Annotated in this window: 14 protein-coding genes and 1 pseudogene; 7 read left to right on the top strand and 8 right to left on the bottom strand. The window is 72.7% G+C overall.

Annotated features, from left to right (window positions below; translation table 11 throughout):
* The first annotated feature begins 24 nt into the window (after positions 1-24).
* Positions 25-798, top strand: coding sequence for an MBL fold metallo-hydrolase (locus tag ACFZDJ_RS23470; RefSeq protein ID WP_095851660.1), 774 nt, complete (start codon positions 25-27; stop codon positions 796-798).
* 38 nt (positions 799-836) lie between these two features.
* Positions 837-1,487 (top strand): VTT domain-containing protein, encoded by a 651-nt coding sequence (locus ACFZDJ_RS23465; protein ID WP_390930000.1) that lies wholly within the window; start codon positions 837-839, stop codon positions 1,485-1,487.
* 24 nt (positions 1,488-1,511) lie between these two features.
* Here ACFZDJ_RS23465 and ACFZDJ_RS23460 read toward each other — a convergent pair whose 3' ends face one another.
* The 4 genes from ACFZDJ_RS23460 to ACFZDJ_RS23445 all read right to left on the bottom strand — a co-directional run bounded on the left by ACFZDJ_RS23460 (position 1,512) and on the right by ACFZDJ_RS23445 (position 5,739).
* Complete coding sequence (locus tag ACFZDJ_RS23460; protein ID WP_391061685.1) at positions 1,512-2,540, bottom strand: MBL fold metallo-hydrolase; 1,029 nt, start codon at positions 2,538-2,540, stop codon at positions 1,512-1,514.
* A 128-nt stretch (positions 2,541-2,668) separates the two neighbouring features.
* Complete coding sequence (locus ACFZDJ_RS23455) at positions 2,669-3,916, bottom strand: aminotransferase class I/II-fold pyridoxal phosphate-dependent enzyme (RefSeq protein WP_384910379.1); 1,248 nt, start codon at positions 3,914-3,916, stop codon at positions 2,669-2,671.
* Between the two features lie 94 nt (positions 3,917-4,010).
* Positions 4,011-4,967: a hypothetical protein gene (locus ACFZDJ_RS23450; protein ID WP_391061139.1), complete on the bottom strand. Its 957-nt coding sequence runs from the start codon at positions 4,965-4,967 to the stop codon at positions 4,011-4,013.
* A gap of 184 nt (positions 4,968-5,151) precedes the next feature.
* On the bottom strand, positions 5,152-5,739 hold the full coding sequence (locus ACFZDJ_RS23445) for an ANTAR domain-containing protein (RefSeq protein ID WP_391061137.1): 588 nt from the start codon (positions 5,737-5,739) through the stop codon (positions 5,152-5,154).
* 336 nt (positions 5,740-6,075) lie between these two features.
* Here ACFZDJ_RS23445 and ACFZDJ_RS23440 point away from each other — a divergent pair, with 336 nt between their 5' ends.
* Entirely contained in the window at positions 6,076-7,203 is a 1,128-nt protein-coding gene (locus ACFZDJ_RS23440; RefSeq protein WP_391061135.1) for a PAS domain-containing protein, read from the top strand.
* A 3-nt stretch (positions 7,204-7,206) separates the two neighbouring features.
* Here the strand turns inward: ACFZDJ_RS23440 and ACFZDJ_RS23435 are convergent, their stop codons facing one another.
* Together ACFZDJ_RS23435 and ACFZDJ_RS23430 are read right to left on the bottom strand one after the other, a co-directional pair.
* Positions 7,207-8,001 carry a SigB/SigF/SigG family RNA polymerase sigma factor gene (locus ACFZDJ_RS23435; RefSeq protein ID WP_390929776.1) on the bottom strand — a complete coding sequence of 265 codons (795 nt, stop codon included), beginning with the start codon at positions 7,999-8,001 and terminating at the stop codon, positions 7,207-7,209.
* Positions 8,002-8,202: 201 nt separating this feature from the next.
* Positions 8,203-10,212, bottom strand: coding sequence for a hypothetical protein (locus ACFZDJ_RS23430; protein ID WP_391061133.1), 2,010 nt, complete (start codon positions 10,210-10,212; stop codon positions 8,203-8,205).
* Positions 10,213-10,349: 137 nt separating this feature from the next.
* Here ACFZDJ_RS23430 and ACFZDJ_RS23425 point away from each other — a divergent pair, with 137 nt between their 5' ends.
* Entirely contained in the window at positions 10,350-10,736 is a 387-nt protein-coding gene (locus tag ACFZDJ_RS23425; protein WP_384910395.1) for a DUF2795 domain-containing protein, read from the top strand.
* A gap of 309 nt (positions 10,737-11,045) precedes the next feature.
* Here the strand turns inward: ACFZDJ_RS23425 and ACFZDJ_RS23420 are convergent, their stop codons facing one another.
* A complete protein-coding gene (locus tag ACFZDJ_RS23420) occupies positions 11,046-11,282 on the bottom strand; it encodes a DUF6158 family protein (protein ID WP_168513094.1) in 237 nt (78 codons plus the stop codon).
* A gap of 218 nt (positions 11,283-11,500) precedes the next feature.
* A complete protein-coding gene (locus tag ACFZDJ_RS23415; RefSeq protein ID WP_384910400.1) occupies positions 11,501-13,120 on the bottom strand; it encodes an ABC-F family ATP-binding cassette domain-containing protein in 1,620 nt (539 codons plus the stop codon).
* Positions 13,121-13,404: 284 nt separating this feature from the next.
* On the opposite strand from ACFZDJ_RS23415, the pseudogene ACFZDJ_RS23410 reads away from it, so the two are divergent.
* The 3 genes and pseudogenes from ACFZDJ_RS23410 to ACFZDJ_RS23400 form a co-directional block, all read left to right on the top strand.
* A pseudogene (locus ACFZDJ_RS23410) lies at positions 13,405-13,977 on the top strand (phosphatase PAP2 family protein); the annotation flags it as partial.
* Between the two features lie 112 nt (positions 13,978-14,089).
* Positions 14,090-14,911 carry a methyltransferase domain-containing protein gene (locus tag ACFZDJ_RS23405; protein WP_391061131.1) on the top strand — a complete coding sequence of 274 codons (822 nt, stop codon included), beginning with the start codon at positions 14,090-14,092 and terminating at the stop codon, positions 14,909-14,911.
* Positions 14,912-14,953: 42 nt separating this feature from the next.
* A complete protein-coding gene (locus ACFZDJ_RS23400; protein ID WP_101401845.1) occupies positions 14,954-15,124 on the top strand; it encodes a hydrophobic protein in 171 nt (56 codons plus the stop codon).
* Positions 15,125-15,182 lie beyond the last annotated feature (58 nt).

Below are 15,182 nucleotides of genomic sequence, written 5' to 3'. Positions count from 1 at the left end.
GAGTCGCACGGAGGAGGCAAAGAAGTGCCGGTGGAGATCACCTGGTGGGGGCACGCCACTTGCACGCTGGAGGACTCCGGCACACGCGTCCTCACCGATCCGCTCTTCGCGCGCCGGCTCGCGCACCTGCGGCGCAGGCGCGGGGCGCCGCCCCCTCCCGAGGCGGCGGTCGCGGACGTGGCGCTGGTCTCGCATCTGCACGCCGACCATCTCCATCTGCCCTCGTTGCAGCGGCTCGCGCCGGGCACGCTGGTACTGGTGCCGAAGGGCGCGCCGCGCGTGGTGCCCGCGCTGCGCAGGCTGGACCATCTGCGGTTCGTCGAGGTGGCGCCCGGGGACCTCACCGAAGTCGGTGACCTGGTCGTACGTACGGTGTCGGCGCGGCACGACGGGCGGCGACTGCCGGTCGGACCGCATCGCTCCCCCGCGCTGGGCTTTGTGGTGGAGGGCGAGGCACGGACGTATTTCGCCGGGGACACCGGGCTGTTCGAGTCGATGGCCGAGGAGGTCGGGCCGGTCGACGTGGCGCTGCTGCCGGTCGGCGGGTGGGGCCCGTTCCTCGGGGAGGGACACCTGGACGCGGGGCGGGCCGCCGAGGCGCTGGCCCGGCTGATGCCGAGGAGCGCGGTGCCGGTGCACTACGGCACGTACTGGCCCATCGGCATGGACAGCGTGCGCCCCCATGAATTCCATGCGCCGGGTGATGAGTTCGTGCGCCTGGCTGGTGAGCGTGCGCCCCAGGTGGCGGTGCACCGGCTCGAACACGGCGAGAGCGTGCGCCCGGAGGTCGCGCGGTGACGCCTCTGACCGCCTTGGGCGCGGCCCCGGCGATATTCCTGTCCGGCAAGAGCACCGCCCCGGCCGTGTTCCTGTCCGCCGCGGGCGCGGCCGTGTCACCGGAGAGCACACAGCAGGCGATCGGCTATCCGTCGCTGTTCGTGCTGGTGCTGATCGGCGCTCTGGTCCCGGTGGTACCGACGGGCGCGCTGGTCAGTTCGGCGGCCGTGGTGGCCTTTCACGAGACGGCGCCGTTCGCCTTGCTGCTGGTCTTCGTGGTGGGCTCGCTCGCGGCGTTCCTCGGTGACGTGGCGCTCTACTGGCTCGGCCGGCGCGGCATGGGATCCAAGAACGGCTCGCGCTGGCTGGAGGCGATCCGTGTGCGCGCCCCGGAGGACCGCCTCACCCAGGCCCAGGAGAAGCTGGACGACCACGGCGTCGCCGTCCTCGTCCTGTCCCGCCTCGTCCCGGCGGGCCGCATACCGGTGATGCTCGCCTGCCTGATGGCGAAGATGCCCCTGCGCACCTTCGCCCGCGGCGACATCCCCGCCTGCCTCGCCTGGGCTGCCACCTACCAGGTCATCGGCATCCTCGGCGGCTCCCTCTTCGACGAGCCGTGGGAGGGCGTGGTGGCGGCGGTGGTCCTGACACTGGCGGTCAGTGCGGCGCCGGGAGTGTGGCGGAGGGTTCGCAGAACCGCCCCTCGGTAGCCGCGATCACCCCCGGACCCGCCTTCACGCCAGGACCCGAGAACCCCCCACCGCCAGATCCCACAGGTCCCTCCGCTCCAACCCCACCCGCTCCCAAGCCACCTTCACCCGGGTCAACGGCTCCAGCACAGGCTCCGCGGACAGCACGAACGTCCCCCAGTGCATCGGCGCCATACGGCGAGCGCCCAGATCGACGGCGGCCCGGACAGCCTCTTCCGGGTCACAGTGGACGTCACTCAACCACCACCGGGGGTCGTACGCCCCGATGGGAAGCAGGGCCAGGTCTATCCCCGGGTATCGCCGCCCGATGGCCGCGAACCAGTGCCCGTACCCCGTGTCCCCCGCGAAGTACACCCGCTGTCCTTCGGGCGCCGTCAGCACCCAGCCGCCCCACAGCGTGCGGCAGGTGTCGGTGAGACTGCGCTTGGACCAGTGGTGCGCGGGGACGAAGTCGAAGCGCACACCGTCGAGTTCGACCGCCTCCCACCAGTCCAGCTCGGTGACCCGGGTGAACCGGCGGCGCCGGAACCAGCGCCCGAGTCCGGCCGGCACGAACACCGGTGTGCCGCGCGGGAGTCGGCGCAGCGTCGGCGCGTCCAGATGGTCGTAGTGGTTGTGACTGATGACGACCGCGTCGACGCGCGGCAGGGCGCTCCAGGCCACGCCGACCGGGGTGATCCGGGCCGGGGTGCCGAAGATCTTGCGGGACCAGACCGGGTCGGTGAGGACGGTGAGCCCGCCTATGCGGATCACCCAACTCGCGTGCCCCGCCCAGGAGACGGCGACGGTACGGGCGCCCACCCGCGGCAGCGGCCCCGGTTCGAAGGGCAGCAGCGGAATGTCGGCGAGCCCCTCGGGCCCCGGCCGCAGCGCCCCCTCACGGGCGAACCGCGCGAAGGCCCGCAGCCCGGGCAGCGGCGCGGTCAGCCGGTCGACGAACGACCGCGGCCACACACGGCGCTCACCGAGCGGACGGGGTTCGGCGAGAGGAGGGGGCTCGACGAGCGGACGGAGAGGAAGGACAGGTGAGGAACGCCCCACCGGCGGGGCCATGGAGGACGCCGGCTCGTCGGCGTCCCGCGTGCTCGTGGACTCGGACGTGCTCGTGGAAATGGGCGTGCTCGTGGATATGGGCGTGCTCGTGGACGTACTCGTGCTCGTGGTCGACTGGGACTGCTGCGTCATCGAGGAGGCTCCCATCGCTGAGCGTCGTCACGGAGATCGTCGAACGCCGACCCCAGGAGGGTCAACGCGCGTTGCACCTGCGGCAGTTCCAACGGTGAGGGTGAACTGAGGCATTCCGCCCGCTCCTCGTCGGTGGTGCCGAGCAGCGCTCCGGTCTCCAACCGCACGCGCAGCGCCTCGAGGTCGTCCCCGAAGCGGTGGCCGCCCGGCGCGGGCATGCCGAGCCGGGCGGTGAGGAAGTCCTCCAGTTCCTGTGCGTCCCCGACGCCGAGAGCGGTCAGCGCGGAGCTCAACGGGCCGAGATCCACGTACAGATGTCTGCCGGCCTGCGGCGGCCGAGCGAGGGCCCCCGACCCGACCACCGCTCGGTGCGCGGCGAGAGCCACGCGCGCGTGCAGGCGTACGGCGGCGGTCAGCCGCTCGGTGACCGCGTCGGGCTCGCCGAGCGCGTACGCGGCCGCCGCGGCGACCGGTTCGGCGACCCGGGCACCGAGCACGGTGAGCACGTCGAGGACGCGGGAGCGCAGCCGTAGGCCCTCGTCGGTGTCCGGGAAGCGGGCGACGGCGGCCGGCCAGCCCTGCGGCAGGAAGGCGCCCGCGAGGTCCGTGAGCACAGTGACCTCGCCGGGGAGCATCTCGGCGGGGCTGAGCAGCACGGTGTCGTGCGGCCGGTGCAGGGTGTCGCGCCAGGTCTCGTCGCTGACCACGTGCAGTCCCTCGCCCACCGCGGCCTCCACGGTCTCGTGCACCACCTCGGGCGGTGCGACGGTGGCGGTGGGGTCGTCGGCGACGGAGAGCACGAGCAGGCGCGGGTCGCCGCCCTCGGCGCGGACCCGGCGGACGGTCTCCAGAAGTGCGTACGGATCCGGCAGGCCGCCGCACTCCGCGGGCGTCGCCGCGTGGAACACCGACCGGCCCAGCAGGCGGACCTGCGGTGCCCACCAGGCGGCGCACGGGCGCGGCACCAGGACGTCGCCGCCGAGTGCGCCGGTCAGCGCGAGGAGCAGGGCGGGGGCGCCGGGGGCGGCGACCACCCGGTCGCGGTCGGCGGCCAGGCCCCGCCGGGTCCAGTAGCCGCAGGCGGCGTCGAGGAGCGCCGGGCCGCCGCCGGAGGGCTCGGCGTGGGCGTGGCCCGCCGCGTCGGCGAGCACGGCGCGCAGCTCGGCCAGTACCGGCAGGCCCTGATCGGGAAGAGGCGGCCCGTAGCGGACCGGACCGTGCCCTTCCGGAACCGTCCGCCGCATACGTGCCTCCGTGCAGTCCGTGGTGCCGTGCCCTGTCGTTACCCAGGCTCCCGCCCCGCCATGAGCGCCCGGACGGGTTGCGCCCGTCGCAGCGTCAGCGGTTGGAGGAGCCCTTTTGGCGCAGCCGGTGGGCGGCCGCGCCCAACGCGCCCACGATCAGGACGCCGCCGGTGATCAGGGCCGGGACGGAATCGGTGAAGGCGCCGCCCTCGCCGCCCTGCACTCCGTACTGCGCGCCGGCGGGGCGCTCCGCGGCGTCGTGATCCGCGCCGGTGTCACGCCCGGTGCCGGTGTCGTGATCCGCGCCGGTCTCACGCCCGGCACCCGTGTCATGAGCCGCGCCGGTGTCGTGCGTCGCGCCGGTCTCGCGACCCGTACCGGTGTCACGACCGGTGCCCGTGTCACGCCCCGTACCGGTGTCACGCCCCGCGCCCGTGTCATGAGGCGCACCCGTCTCGCGACCCGTAGCCGTGTCACGCCCGGCACTTGTGCCCGTGCCGGTGCCGGTGCCGGTGCCGGTGCCGGTGCCGGTGCCGGTGCCGTGGGACACGGTGTACGAGGCGTTCCACGGCCGCTCCTGGCCGCCCGGCGCGACGGGACACACGCCGTTGACGCCCCATTGGGCCTCGCGCTTCCCGGCGTCGGAGTCGCTGTTGAACTGCTCGCCGGTCCCGCCTGTCACTCCGAACCCGCCGACCCCTCCAAGTCCGCCAACCCCTCCGAGTCCACCGGATCCACCGTCGGAAGTCCCACCCGCCGGGATACGGGCCGTCCCGCGGTACGAGGCGGCGCCGCCCGTCTTCTCGTCGCCGCCGGTGACCCGGTGCAGCTGGACCTTGCCTCCCTCGAAGCCCTGGGAGTGCGCGTCGATGGACTCGGGCGGGGTGCCGCCGATCGCGTCGCAGGTGACGGAGACGGAGAGGAGGCCACCGGGGCCCACGGAACGGGGATCGACCTCCGCGCCCGGATCCGCGGACGCGGCCGTGGCGGCCGCCCCCAGGGCGGCACAGGCCAGGGCGGTGGCGGACAGGACACGGACGGTACGGCGCATGAGTCGGACTCCTTCGGACAGACACTGTCTGAAGGGGGCACGGCCGTCGCGCCCCCACCCCATCACAGCCCGCCCGGGCGCGGGGCGCGCGCGGCCGGACACCATTCGCGCGACACGGACGCCCGAGCGGGTGACGCGAGTGACGCGGGTGACACGGGTGACAGCGGCGGCTCGGCCGACCGGGTCAGTTCGACAGGGAGACGAGCTCCCGTTCCAGGCCGCGTCCACGCTTGCCCACGACGGCCGAGGCGACGTCGGACAGTTTGCGCTGGGTCGCCTGCGAGATGCGGCGCAGTACGCCGAAGGCCGCGTCCGCGTCGCAGCCCAGTACGTGCATGACGATCCCGCACGCCTGGTCGACGACGGGCCTGGTGCGCAGCGCGGCCCCGAGCTGGTCGAGCTCGGTGAGCGCGGCCCGGTAGGAGCGGTCGCGAACCAGGCAGGTGACGGCGAGGTCGCCGAGCGCGCGGGCGGGTCCGTGCGGGGCGTCCTCCAGGGCGCCGGGCCGGAAGCTGTAGAGGCTGAGGGTCACGGTCAGCCCGGAACGCCGGAAGGGGATCGTGACACTGGAGCGGACACCCGAGTCGAGGGCCATCGCGCGGTATGCCGGCCAGCGCTCCTCGCGCAGCAGGTCCGCCGAGTCGACGGGCTCACCGCGCTCCAGCGCCGCGGGGATCGGACCGTCTCCGGAGAGGAGTTGGACCGAGACGAGGGCGGCGAGGTCGGGGTGGGTGACCGCGGCGGGCCGTTCAGGGCCGCCCTCGGAGACCATGCAGCTGGCGCCACAGCAATCGGTGGTGCAGCGGGCGGCCTGCTCGGCGAGCTCCGACAGCCGTCTCCCCGGGAGCGTGGATTCCGGTGACCGCGTTCCCAGGTGACCGAGTTGACTGCCTTGACCGCCCTGACCGCCCTGACCGCCTTGACCGCCTTGACCGTGCTGATCGTTTTGACCGCGATCGTTTTGACCGCGTTGCTCAAGTCGCCCCGCATACGGCATGGTTCACCCCTTCCTCCCTCCGCGCCTTCCCGCTCACCTGCGCGGAAAACAGGCGCGGCCGGTTACACCCCCGCCACACCCGGAACCAGACCTTCGGGTTACGTTCATCGCATGGCTCAGACGGACGAATTCGGTGAAGAACTCGCGGATTTCGTGCGCCGCGTGGCGGAGCTCAAGGCGGCTCGATCGGTACCGGCCGACGACCTGCCGACGGTGCTCGACGCGGCGATCTTCGAACTCGACCACGTGGCGGGCCAGTTGTGGCCCTGGTACGAGAGTCTGTCCTCGACGGGCCCGTCCGGCGTCGCCTCCGTCGACCGCCAGGAGCAACAGCTCCTCAAGGCGCTCTTCCAGCGGGTGCCGGTGCCTGTCGCGCTGGTGGACCGCGAGACGGTGGTGCGCAGGCTGAACTTCGCGGCGACCTCGTTCACCGGCGTCCGGGCCGGTTACGCGACGGGCCGGCCGCTCACCGGTTTCCTCGCGCACGCCGACCGTGCCGCGTTCCGCTCGCAGGCGGCGGCGGTGGCCCGCGGCGAGGGCGACCGCAGTCTCACCGTGCACCTCCAGCAGCAGCCCGCGGTGCCGGTGCGGGCGACGCTCACCGCGCTGCGGCCCAGCGGCGAACCCCGCACCGCCGTCCTCGTCGTCCTGCAGCCCGCGGACAGCCGGGTGCCGTCCCACGAGCGCGTGCCGGGCCCGGTACCGACCCTGACCGAGACGACCCGGCACGCGGCGCTGATGGACCTGGTGGACGCCATGACCACGGCGCTGCTCAGCGGCCCGGTCGGCGATCCGTCCGGGGTGCTGGTGCGAGCGGCCGGGGTGCTGCACGGGCGGTTCGCCGACTGGGTGGTGGCCGACGCGGCGGGGGCGGCGCGGCTGTCCCGTACGACGGTGCTCGCCCCCTGCGACAGCGTGGAGGAGGCGAGAGACGTGACCGCGCAGGATCCCACCGCGTGTCCGCTCGTCGTCGAGGCGGCCCGGGGCGGATCCACGGCGCTGCGGGTGCGCCCCGAGGATCCGGACGCCTTCGGCCGTGACGCCTCGGGCGCCCCGATCCTCGTACGCGCGAACGTGACGTCGCTGCTGTGCGTGCCCCTGACCACCGCGCCCGGCACCGTACAGGGCGTGCTGACCCTGTTCCGCAGCGGCGCCCGTCGGGCGTTCTCGATGGCGGAGGCCCAGGCGATGGACATGATGTCCCGCCATGTGGCCCTGGCGATGCACGCGCCCCGGTAGGGGCTACGCCGCGTCGCGCATCACCTGGTCGCGCAGCCGGTGGCAGCATCGGCTGATCAGCCGCGACACGTGCATCTGCGAGATCCCGAGTTCGTCGGCGATCCGGCTCTGCGTCATGTCGCCGAAGAACCGCATGTAGAGGATGGTGCGTTCACGCTCGGGCAGGGCCTGCAGCCGGGGCTTGACGGCCTCGCGGTCGATGACGACGTCGAGCGCGGGGTCGGCCGAGCCGAGGGCGTCGCTGAGCGAGTACCCGTCGTCGCTTCCGGGGACCTCGGCGTCCAGGGAGAGCGCCGTGAAGCTCTCCAGAGCCTCCAGGCCGGCCCGGACGTCCTCCTCGCTCATCCGGGCGTGCTCGGCGATCTCGGCGACGGTGGGCCTGCGGCCCGAGATGGTCCCCGAGAGTTCCTGGACGGCGAACCGCACACGGTTGCGCAGGTCCTGGACGCGGCGCGGCACGTGCAGGGTCCACATGTGGTCGCGGAAGTGCCGTTTGATCTCGCCGGTGACGGTCGGCACGGCGTAGCTCTCGAAGGCGTTGCCGAGCTCGGGGTCGTACCGGTCCACGGCCTTGACCAGACCGAGCGCCGCGACCTGGCGCAGGTCCTCCAGGCTCTCACCGCGGTTGCGGAACCGGCCCGCGAGCCGGTCCGCCATCGGCAGCCAGGCCTCGACGATCTGCTCGCGGAGCGTGTCGCGCTGCCGGCCCGGAGGGAGCGAGGCGAGCCTGCGGAATGCCTCCGTGGTGTCGGGGGCGTCGTCGTGCGGATGGCGTTTCGCGCTCACTTGGTTTCGCATGGTGTGTCGCAACTCCCTTGCAGGTGCCTTGGGTTGGACGGTCACCGAGGGAGCACACAGGTGCGTCGGACGGCACACCCGTGGCGAGGACTTCCCGCTCCCACGGACGTGCCTCCTGTCCGAAGCACTTGAATTCCGCCTGCCCCGGCCTGTGCGAGGCAAACACCGGGGCAACCACCCGCGCCTGTCGGCGCCTTGGGCTCAGGGAAGGGCGAGCAGGTACTCGATCGCGCCGCGCAGCTCCTCGTCCTGGAGGAAGGCCTCGTAGTTCCGTTCCCGCGACAGGCGGCCGTCGAAGCCCCGTACCGTCCGCAGTGCGGCCCGCGTCGCGGGGGTGAGGGTGCCGATCCGGGTCAGGGCTCGCAGCGCTTCTCCGAAGAGCTCATAGGCGTCGCCGCCGTCGGCGATCGGCAGGACGAACTCCTCCAGGACGGAGACGCTCGGCTCGGGCTCGCCCGTGCCCGACCAGAGGGCGAGCGCGGCCTCGATCCGGCCAAATCCGCCGGTGTTCTCCATGATGTGCCGCACCCGGGCGGCGTACGGCGCGGCCGCGGGACCGAACTCGGTCAGCAGGTGGACGGGCCCGTAGTAGGGACCCTCCTCGGTCAGCACCGCCTCGCCGATGAGCCGCAGCGCCGCCGTACGGTCTCCGCCCATCTGCGAGGCGGCCCACGCCACGTTCCGCTGGTATTGCGGCCAGTCGAGCGGATTACAGGCGCGCAGGGCGGGCTCGGCGGACGCGGCGCCCGGCCCCATCGCCGCCAGCACCTCGACGATCGAGAGCGAGCCCGTGGCGTCGTCCATAAGCGCCACGACCTCCGGCAGCGCGGGCAGTGCGTCCGGCCCCCACGCCTTGAGGACCTTCAGGAAGGCGCCGGTCAGCGGGCCGTGGCCGCCGTAGTGCGTCGTGTGGTGCCGCATCACCTCCCGCAGGTCGGGCAGCAGGACGTCGGAGTGCGCCCGCAGCGGAACCAGCACGGCGTCGACGTCCGGAAGTCGCGGGTCGCTGACGCAGTAGCTACGTCCGTAGTGCTCCCGATAGGGCTCGTAGAGCCGCTCGACGAGCCCCGGCATCGCGCGCGGGTCGCCGATCCGGGCGAGCGCCCAGCGCGCGTACTCACCGACGGTCCCCTCCAGGCAGGGATCCTTCCACGGGTCGTCGAGCAGCGTGGCGAGCCGGTCGGCGTACCGGGCCGACTGCCGGCCGAGCACCGCCAGAAGGTGTGCCGCCCGCAGGCGCACGGGGTCGGCCCGGTCGTCCAGCAGTCGGCCCGCCACCGGCAGCAGCGCGGGCGCCGCGGACGGCCTGAGCACCAGCAGCCGCCATGCCTCGTTCAGCACCGCCTCGGACAGTTCGGTGTCCCCGGTGCGGGCCGCCGCGTCGGCCAGCCGGACCACGAAGGAGGCGGCCGTCCGGGCGTCGTGGTCGAACAGCTCGGCGGCCCAGGTGACGACCGCTTCACGGCTGAAGGGTTCCTCGACGCCCACCACGTACCAGATCTCCTCGAACCTGGGCCGTACGGCGAGGTCGGAGAGTGTCTCCACCAGCAGGTCGATCCACCGGACCGGCTCCTGCGGGTCGAGCCACGCCCGGGCCATCACGGCCGCGACCTTCATGACGGGCTCGCCGTCACGCAGGATGCCGTCGAGGATCGCCCGCACCTCCTCGACCGACCGGGCATCGGCTTCCGCAGCGGCGGCCACCCATCCCAGCTGCAGCAGTACCGGCAGACACACCGCCGGGTCCGTCTCGGCCCGCCACCGCTCCAGGAGCGGTACGACGCCGTCCGCGAGGGGAATGGCCTCCCGCCGCACATCGGGGTCCGGGTCCGCGAGCAGCGCCAGGACCGCACCCTGGTGGCGTCTCCACGCCGCGGGCCACCCCTCGTCCACCAGGTCCGGCCGGGCCGTCCTGGTCGCGTGCGCGAAACACACCAGCAGTCCTACGAGGTCGACTCGCGCGCCCGCCCCCGGGTCGGAGGCGAGCGCCACCACGAAGGGCAGGGCCGCGGTCGCCGCGGAGGGCACCCGGCCGTTGCCCGCGAGCAGGCAGGAGTACAGCGGGTAGCAGTACTCCTCCGTCGCGGCCCGGCCCGCGAGCGCCAGCCGCCGCAGCGCGCGAGGTACCTCCTCGACCGGGTGCCGGGGCAGCGCCGACTCGAGCCGGTCCCACGGCACCGCGTCCAGCGCCTCGAGCGATATCCCCGTCACTTCGACCCCCATGACCTCGGAGAACCGGTCCTCCGGCCGTCATCATGCCGCCTGGCGGTGGAGCTCGTCGTGCCGTTTTCCCACGGACGTGTCGATCCCGGTACGCGATCACTGTCCCCGATCCCCTGGAGGGAGTCATGCAGCGAGGCAGCGACCGGCTGAGCGTCCATCGGGACGAAGAGATGAAACACGAACTGCGGGGCCTGCTCAGGTCGGGTCACCCCACCCGGACCGTGGAGTGGCAGGACCCGGAGCCGACGGCCGACGACGACCCGGAGATCGCGCGCGGCCCCGTGGCACCGAACCGCGCGCCCGACTCCATCGAGACGGTGCGGCTGGAACTTGCCCGGTTCCTGAGCCGTACCGCCTTTCCCGCGGGTCCCCGCGACCTGGCCGACACCCTGCGCGACAAACACGCGCCGGACCCCCTGATCGAGGCCGTGGAGCAGCGCCCGCACAAGGCGCGCTACGCCACGGTCCACGAGCTGGCCGAATCGGTCGTACGCGCCCGGCGGACGCGGTGAACAGCGTGTGCGAGCAGGGACCCAACACCCTGTTCACCAGCCGCGAGCCGGACGACCTCAAGGCGTTCGACAAGGCGTTCCCGGAGGCGCTCGCCCGGCAGGCCGCCTGACGGAGTGTCCGCCCTTGCGGAATGCGGCACCATCCGGCGCACCTCGGCTCACCCCGGCGCACCTCGGTTCACCCCGGCGCACCTCGGTCCACCGGCGACAGCGGGGGCCGGGGGCGGCGGAGGGGCGGGGGCGGTCCGCAACGGGTGGGCGGGCCGGGCGAGTTCGGCCCGGCCCGTCGTGCGGCACTCCGCCGCTCGTTCAGCACTCCGCCGCGAGGCCCCGCTCCCGGGCTCCGTCGCGCGTACGGCCCGCGGCGATGGGACGGCGCGGATGGCGGCGCAGGTACTCGCCCTCCAACTGCGCCATGCGCATGTTGTGGGTCCGCAGGGCGTCGTTCGAACCGTGCAGCAGTGTGTCGTGGCGGGTGCGGTGGATCGTCTCCAGCTCTTTCATCAGCTGCTGGTCGTCCAGCCGGTCCGGGTCGACTCCGGTCATGGTGGTACCCCGCTCGTCGTGTCCTGCGGCGCGGTCCGGGTAGCCGCCGGGCAGGCGCTGCCGTGCGCGGCGCCCCGAGCGGCGTCCGGGAGGGAGCCGTGGATCTCGCCGTCCTCCCTCCACTCTACGAACTTCCGGGCCCCCGGTCCTCCGGGAAGCACCGGACGACCGGGCCGGGACCGAGTCCTGGCGGGCCCGAGTCCTACCGGGCCGGAGTACTACCGGGCCCGCTCGACGCGCCGCTCGTCCCACACCGGCTCCGCCGTCTCCCGGATCCTGCCGTCCGAGCCGAAGACCAGATAGCGGTCGAAGGAGCGTGCGAACCAGCGGTCGTGGGTGACCGCGAGCACGGTCCCCTCGTAGGCCTCCAGGCCCTCCTGGAGTGCCTCGGCCGACTCCAGGTCGAGGTTGTCGGTGGGCTCGTCCAGCAGCAGGGCCGTGGAACCCTCCAGCTCCAGCAGCAGGATCTGGAAGCGTGCCTGCTGGCCGCCGGAGAGCTTCTCGAAGCGCTGCTCGGCCTGGGCGGTCAGCTCGTAGCGGCGCAGCCGGGACATGGCGGCTCCCCGGTCCTGGGAGTGCTCGCTCCACAGGATGTCGAGAAGCGTGCGGCCCAGGAGCTCCGGGTGGGCGTGCGTCTGGGCGAAGTGTCCGGGCACGACGCGCGCGCCGAGCTTCCACTCGCCCGTGTGCGCGACGGTGTCGCCGGCGAGCAGGCGCAGGAAGTGCGACTTGCCGGAGCCGTTGGAGCCGAGCACGGCGACCCGCTCGCCGTAGAAGACCTCCAGGTCGAACGGGTTCATCAGCCCGGTGAGCTCAAGTCCCTTGCAGGTGATGGCCCGTACGCCGGTACGCCCGCCGTGCAGACGCATCTTGATGTCCTGCTCGCGCGGCGGCTCCGGCGGCGGGCCGGCCTCCTCGAACTTCCGCAGTCGGGTCTGCGCCGCCGCGTACCGGGACGCCAACTCATGGCTGATGGAAGCCGCCTGCCGCAGATTCAGCACGAGCTTCTTCAGTTGGGCGTGCTTCTCGTCCCAGCGCCTGCGCAGCTCCTCGAAGCGGGCGAACCGCTCCTGTCGCGCCTCGTGGTACGTCGCGAAGCCGCCGCCGTGCACCCATGCGTCGGCGCCGGTGGGGCTGGGCTCGACGCTGACGATCTTCTCGGCGGCGCGGGACAGCAGCTCCCGGTCGTGGGAGACGAAGAGAACGGTCTTGCGGGTCTCCTTGAGCCGCTCCTCCAGCCAGCGTTTGCCCGGGACGTCGAGGTAGTTGTCCGGCTCGTCGAGGAGCAGTACCTCGTCGGTGCCGCGCAGCAGGGCCTCCAGCACCAGCCGCTTCTGCTCTCCTCCGGAGAGGGTGCGCACCTGGCGCCACTGTGCCTTCTCGTACGGGACGCCGAGCGCGGCCATCGTGCACATGTCCCAGAGCGTCTCGGACTCGTACCCGCGTACCTCGGCCCAGTCGGAGAGTGCCTGCGCGTAGCGGAGCTGGGCGGCCTCGTCGTCCACGGTCATCATCGCGTGCTCGGCCGCGTCGACGGCCTTGGCGGCCTCCTGTATGCGGGGCGCCGCCACGGAGACGAGCAGGTCGCGCACGGTCGTGTCGTCTCTCACGGACCCCACGAACTGCCGCATCACACCAAGACCGCCGGTCACGGTGACGGTGCCCCCGTGCGGCTTCAGCTCCCCCGAGATCAGCCGCAGCAGCGTGGTCTTGCCCGCTCCGTTGGGGCCCACCAGCGCGACGACGGCCCCTTCCCCCACCCGAAACGACACATCGCCGAGCAGCGCCCTCCCGTCGGGAAGGTAGTACTCAAGATGCGCGGCTTCGAGATGTCCCATGGGCAGGCATTCTCCGGCCCCCCGGCCCACGGAGCAAACGCATATCCCCCCGCCCCTCCTCGCCCCCGCCGCCCCCACCCGCCCGCGGCCAAGCGAATCGGCCCGGTGAGGGATGCGGGGCGAAGCCCCGCCCAGGGGCGCGGGGAACTGCGCGACCAGCCCCCACTCACCCGCGGCCGGCAAAGCCACCCGGGGGTCAGGGGGGCGATGCCCCCGGGTCGGGGATGGGACGGGTAGGGGCGGCGGGTGCGAGGAAACGGTGGTTCGGCGGGTACGGGGAGCTCATGACCGTCACCCCGGACATCGACCTCACCACCCGCCCCCCGAACCACCACAGCCTGCGAAACCACTTCCTCGCAGCAGACTCCCGCCTCTTCGAAGCCATCGCATCCCGCCACTGGCCGGGCTGCGACCCCTTCCTGCCCAAACTGAGCCGCAGCGCGAACCACGGCCTGCTGTGGTTCGCCACCGCCGCGGCACTCACAGCGACCCGCACCCCCCACGCCCGCCGAGCCGCCGCAACCGGCCTCGCCTCCCTCACCCTCGCCTCCGCGACGATCAACACCGTGGGCAAGCGCTCGGTGCGCCGCCCCCGCCCACCCCTCGCCCCGGTCCCCCTGACCCGCCGGCTCAAGCGACAGCCGATCACCACCTCGTTCCCCTCGGGCCACTCCGCATCGGCCGCCGCCTTCGCCACGGGCGTGGCACTGGAGTCGCACGGCTGGGGCGCCGCGGTGGTACCGCTCGCCACCGCCGTGGCCCTGTCCCGCGTCTACACGGGCGCCCACTTCCCGAGCGACGTCCTCGCGGGCGTGGCGCTGGGCACGGCGGCCGCGTACGCCGTACGCGGTCTCCTCGCACGCCACCGACCGTGACCGTTGTCCACATGGCAAGACCTGGGTCTCAGCATGCGACATGCAGGCGTACGGTGATGCGCAACCGACGAGACGACGCGAAGGGGAAACGGTCATGTCGAAGTCGCAGGAGACCGCTGTCTACACACACGGCCACCACGAGTCCGTACTGCGTTCGCACACCTGGCGCACGGCCGCCAACTCGGCCGCCTACCTGCTCGACTCGCTGAAGCCCCACATGCAGATCCTGGACATCGGCTGCGGCCCGGGCACCATCACCGCAGACCTGGCGGCACTGGTCCCCGAAGGCCACGTCACCGCCGTCGACCACGCCCCGGAAATCCTGGACCAGGCCCGCGCCGTGGCAGCCGAACGCGGTCTGGACAACGTCGAGTTCGGGGGCGCGGACGTGCACGCCCTGGACTTCCCGGACGACACCTTCTGCGTGGTCCACGCCCATCAAGTGCTCCAGCACGTGGGCGACCCGGTGCAGGCGCTGCGCGAGATGTACCGGGTCACCAAGCCGGGCGGTTTCATCGCCGCCCGCGACGCGGACTACTCGGCGATGGCCTGGTATCCCGAGGTGCCGGGCCTGACCGACTGGCAGGACCTGTACCTGCGCGTGGCCCGAGCCAACGGGGGCGAACCGACGGCCGGCCGCCGTCTCAAGTCGTGGGCACTGGCGGCCGGCATCAAGGACATCGCGGCGACGTCGGACACCTGGACCTTCGCCACCGAGGACGAGCGGGAGTGGTGGGGCGGGCTGTGGGCCGATCGCACGCAGGCCTCGGCGTACGCGGAGCGCGCCACGGAGGGCGGACACGCGACCACCGCGCAACTGCGGGCCGTTTCGGAGGCGTGGCGGGAGTGGGCCCGGCAGGAGGACGGCTGGTTCTCCGTCCTGCACGGAGAAATTCTCTGCCGAAAAGAAGCGTGATCCGCCTGCTGCGGGAAACACGGACAGCAGGAGGTACACATTATGGTTCCCATTCTGCTGGTACTACTGCTGGCCCTGATTCTCTTCGGCGCCGGATTCGCGATCAAGCTGCTCTGGTGGGTGGCGCTGGTGGTCATTGTCCTGTGGCTGCTGGGATTCCTGGTGCGCGGAACGAGCGCCTCGGGGAGCAGGGGCCGCTGGTATCGCTGGTGAAGCCATTCCCGTAAAGCCATTCCCGTAAAGCTGTTTCCGGAGTCGGCCCGAGGCCTTG

The organism is Streptomyces sp. NPDC007896, from assembly GCF_042959425.1.
Classification (GTDB): domain Bacteria; phylum Actinomycetota; class Actinomycetes; order Streptomycetales; family Streptomycetaceae; genus Streptomyces.
This window is presented reverse-complemented; position numbering and strand designations above follow the sequence as displayed.

What these genes read in the sequence shown, in the direction of transcription:
- ACFZDJ_RS23460 (WP_391061685.1), bottom strand. Translation starts at nt 2,540, where the DNA reads ATGGCCCCGCCGGTGGGGCGTTCCTCACCTGTCCTTCCTCTCCGTCCG.
- ACFZDJ_RS23455 (WP_384910379.1), bottom strand. Translation starts at nt 3,916, where the DNA reads ATGCGGCGGACGGTTCCGGAAGGGCACGGTCCGGTCCGCTACGGGCCG.
- ACFZDJ_RS23450 (WP_391061139.1), bottom strand. Translation starts at nt 4,967, where the DNA reads ATGCGCCGTACCGTCCGTGTCCTGTCCGCCACCGCCCTGGCCTGTGCC.
- ACFZDJ_RS23445 (WP_391061137.1), bottom strand. Translation starts at nt 5,739, where the DNA reads ATGGTCTCCGAGGGCGGCCCTGAACGGCCCGCCGCGGTCACCCACCCC.
- ACFZDJ_RS23440 (WP_391061135.1), top strand. Translation starts at nt 6,076, where the DNA reads ATGGCTCAGACGGACGAATTCGGTGAAGAACTCGCGGATTTCGTGCGC.
- ACFZDJ_RS23435 (WP_390929776.1), bottom strand. Translation starts at nt 8,001, where the DNA reads ATGCGAAACCAAGTGAGCGCGAAACGCCATCCGCACGACGACGCCCCC.
- ACFZDJ_RS23425 (WP_384910395.1), top strand. Translation starts at nt 10,350, where the DNA reads ATGCAGCGAGGCAGCGACCGGCTGAGCGTCCATCGGGACGAAGAGATG.
- ACFZDJ_RS23420 (WP_168513094.1), bottom strand. Translation starts at nt 11,282, where the DNA reads ATGACCGGAGTCGACCCGGACCGGCTGGACGACCAGCAGCTGATGAAA.
- ACFZDJ_RS23415 (WP_384910400.1), bottom strand. Translation starts at nt 13,120, where the DNA reads ATGGGACATCTCGAAGCCGCGCATCTTGAGTACTACCTTCCCGACGGG.
- ACFZDJ_RS23405 (WP_391061131.1), top strand. Translation starts at nt 14,090, where the DNA reads ATGTCGAAGTCGCAGGAGACCGCTGTCTACACACACGGCCACCACGAG.
- ACFZDJ_RS23400 (WP_101401845.1), top strand. Translation starts at nt 14,954, where the DNA reads ATGGTTCCCATTCTGCTGGTACTACTGCTGGCCCTGATTCTCTTCGGC.